The organism is Protofrankia sp. CiP1_Cm_nod1, assembly GCF_920888515.1.
Lineage (GTDB): Bacteria > Actinomycetota > Actinomycetes > Frankiales > Frankiaceae > Protofrankia.
The window spans coordinates 1-3,167 of the sequence record NZ_CAKKTM010000231.1 but is presented as its reverse complement, the minus strand read 5'-3'; the positions used below and the strand labels follow the sequence as shown (position 1 = coordinate 3,167).

Here is a 3,167-nt window from a genome sequence, read left to right as displayed (position 1 = left end):
GGCCGCGCCCGTGACGACCTGCGGCGGCAGCCCGCGCACCGGCCGGCCCCGCTGGTCGAGCAGCCCGGTCGACCGGGCGAGCTGCTCACCGTCGCGTTCCACCCGGACGATGTAGCGCACCGACCGGCGCAGCCCGCCGGCGGCGAGCACCGCGATACCGGACGGGAAGCCGAAGACCTCGGCGATCTCCCGGCGCAGCCGCCGCGCGGTGGCACCCGCGTCGAGCTCGGCCTCGACGACGATACGGCCGCGCACGATGTGCAGCCCGCCGCCGAAGCGCAGCAGCGCGGCCATCTCCGCGCGGCGGCAACACGGCTTGGCCACCCGCAACCGGCTGAGCTCGTCCTTGACGGTGGCGGTCATTGCAGCCACACGAATCATTCCTCACCTTCACACGACCGGCCGGCGGTGGCGGGGCCACCGCGCGTCCCACCGGCCGATGCCGCCTCGTCGCTGACAAGCTCGTCGTTCCCGACCGGTCGCCCGGCGCCGGGCCACGCGCCACCGGGTGCGGCGCCGGCCGAGGGCCCGGGGCCCGGTCGGAAGATCTCTGTTCTTCCCGCGTGCTCTTCCCGCCCCGGCCGGCTGTCCGGCGTCAGCCCGAACACCGCCTCGAAGGCGGCGGCCAGCCGCCGGGGGTCGTGGCGCGGTTCGCCGGGATGGGCGACGGGCGCCAGGTGCAGCCGCGCCCCCAGCTCGGCCGAGGCGTGGGCGAGCGCGGCCGGGTCGGGCACCGCGTCGGGGTCGGCGATCACCACGTCGAGGGCCAGCTCCGGCACGTGCGTCCCGATGACCCGCAGGTGCTCCTCCGGCAGGTAGCCCTCGGTCTCGCCCGGCTGCGGCACCAGGTTGAGCACCATGACCCGGCGGGCCGGCGAACCGAGCAGCCGGCCGGTGACCTCGGGCACCAGCAGGTGGGGCAGCACACTGGTGTAGAGCGACCCCGGGCCGAACACGATCCACTCGGCGCTGTCGATCGCGGTGAGCACCGGCGGGCAGGCGGCGGGCTTGGCCGGCCGCAGATACACGCTCACCACCCGCCCGGCCGTGGTGGCCACCGCCGCCTGCCCGCGGACCTCCACCGTGGCGTGCGGGTCACCCGGGTCGAGGCCGGCGACCCGGGCGACGATGTCGATGCCGTCGTCGGACAGCGGCAGCACCCGGCCGGCGGCCCCCAGCAGCCTGCCGGCCAGGTCGAGCGCGCCCACCGGGGAGCCGTGCCGCTCGGCGAGCGCGGTGAGCACCAGGTTGCCGACGGCGTGCCCGGCCAGCGGCCCGTCCCCGCCGAACCGGTGCTGGAACAGCTCCGCCCAGGCGGACGACCAGGTGTCCGGGCCGGCCAGGGCGGCCAGTGCCATCCGCAGGTCACCCATGGGCAGCGCGTCCAGCTCGGCCCGCAGCCGGCCTGACGAGCCCCCGTCGTCACCTACGGTCACAACCGCGGTGAGACGGTGGGTGATGCGCCGCAGCGCCCGCAGGGACGCGGCCAGCCCGTGCCCCCCGCCGAAGGCCACCACCGCGGGGCCGGGCCCTGGCGCCCGGCCGATGGGCGCTCGGTCGATGACGGTCACTCGCGCCCCAGGTCACGGTGCACTATCCGGACGCCGACGCCGTCCCCGGCGAGCCGCCCGGCGAGCTGTTCGGCCACTGCCACGCTGCGGTGCTTGCCGCCGGTACAGCCCACCGCGAGCGTCAGATACCGCTTGCCCTCACGCACATATCCCTCCCCCACCAGCCGCAGCAGCGCCGCGTACTGTTCGACGAACTCCTCCGCCCCGGGCTGCTCAAGGACGTAGTCACGTACCTGCGGGTCGCAGCCGGTGTACGGCCGCAGCTCCGCCACCCAGTGCGGGTTCGGCAGGAACCGGCAGTCGGCCACCAGGTCCGCGTCGAGCGGGAGGCCGTACTTGTAGCCGAAGGAGACCACCGTCGCGGCCAGCCTGGTCCCCGACGGCTGGCCGAACGCCGCGTCGATCTTCGCGCGCAGCTCGTGGACGTTGAGGTCGGTGGTGTCCAGCACCAGGTCCGACTCGCCGCGCAGCTGCGCCAGTAACGCGCGCTCGCGGCTGATGCCGTCGACCACCCGGCCGTCGCCCTGCAGCGGATGCGGCCGGCGGACATGGTCGAACCGGCGCACCAGCGTCTCGTCCGCGGCCTCCAGGAACAGCACCCGCGGGTGCATGCCGCGGGCGGCGTGCGCGTCCAGGGTCGCGCGCAGGTCGGGGAAGAAAGCCCGGCCGCGGACGTCCACGACCACCGCGATGCGGTTGACCGCGCCCTGGGAACGCAGCCCGAGCTCGGTCATGGTGGCCAGCAGCGCTGGCGGCAGGTTGTCCACGACGAACCAGCCGAGATCTTCCAGGCACTTGGCCGCGGTGCTGCGGCCGGCTCCGGACAGCCCGGTGATGATGGCGAGCTCAAGTGGCGCGGCGGGCGCGGCGGAGGTCATGTGGGAACACCCCGTGTCGGTGTGGCGTCAGGACCGGGGTCAGGGGCGGTGGCGCGGCTGGTGTCGTGAACGCTGGTGGCCGTGGCTGGCGCGGGACTGCCTGCCGGGGCCGCGGATGGTGCGGATGGTGAGGCGTCCGCGCTGTCCAGGATCTCTCCGGTGTACGGGTCGACCGCACCCGGGGTGGCGTCCGCGCCGCCGGGGCCGGTGGGGGCGAGCGCGTCCACGACCGCCTGGGCCGTGCGCCGGCCGATGCCCGGCACCTCGGCGATCTGCTCGACGGTGGCCTGCCGGATCCGCGCGAGCGAGCCGAAGGCGCGCAGCAGCGCCTTGCGGCGGGTCTCCCCGAGGCCGGGGACGTCGTCGAGGGCCGAGCGGACCATGCTCTTCGAGCGCTTCTGCCGGTGGTAGGTGACCGCGAACCGGTGCGCCTCGTCCCGGACCCGCTGCAGCAGGTATAGCGCCTCGCTGGTGCGGGGCAGGATCACCGGATCCTCCTCGTCCGGCAGCCAGACCTCCTCCAGGCGCTTGGCCAGCCCGCACAGGGCGACCCCGCCGGGGCCGCTGTCGATGCCGAGCGCGTCGAGGGCCCGGCGCGCCGCGGCGACCTGCGGCGGGCCGCCGTCGACGACGAGGAGGTTCGGGGGGTAGGCGAAGCGCCGCGGCCGGCCGGTGGTGGGGTCCAGCGCGGCGCTGACGCTGTCTCTTATACACATCT

At 75.3% G+C, this 3,167-nt stretch carries 3 protein-coding genes; all 3 read right to left on the bottom strand.

From position 1 onward, the window contains the following. Positions 1 to 381 (bottom strand): DNA-binding protein WhiA (gene whiA / locus NBX02_RS10690; RefSeq protein WP_250291176.1); only part of this gene is annotated, 381 nt, incomplete at its 3' end. Further along, positions 378 to 1,571, bottom strand: a complete 1,194-nt coding sequence (locus NBX02_RS10685; RefSeq protein WP_250285066.1) for a gluconeogenesis factor YvcK family protein — start codon at positions 1,569 to 1,571, stop codon at positions 378 to 380. The genes whiA and NBX02_RS10685, both read right to left, overlap by 4 nt. Beyond that, the gene (rapZ, locus tag NBX02_RS10680) at positions 1,568 to 2,449 is read right to left on the bottom strand and encodes an RNase adapter RapZ (RefSeq protein WP_250285063.1); all 882 of its coding nucleotides are present in this window, start codon (positions 2,447 to 2,449) and stop codon (positions 1,568 to 1,570) included. Before rapZ ends, NBX02_RS10685 begins: the two co-directional genes overlap by 4 nt. Positions 2,450 to 3,167 lie beyond the last annotated feature (718 nt).

What these genes read in the sequence shown, in the direction of transcription:
- rapZ (WP_250285063.1), bottom strand. Translation starts at nt 2,449, where the DNA reads ATGACCTCCGCCGCGCCCGCCGCGCCACTTGAGCTCGCCATCATCACC.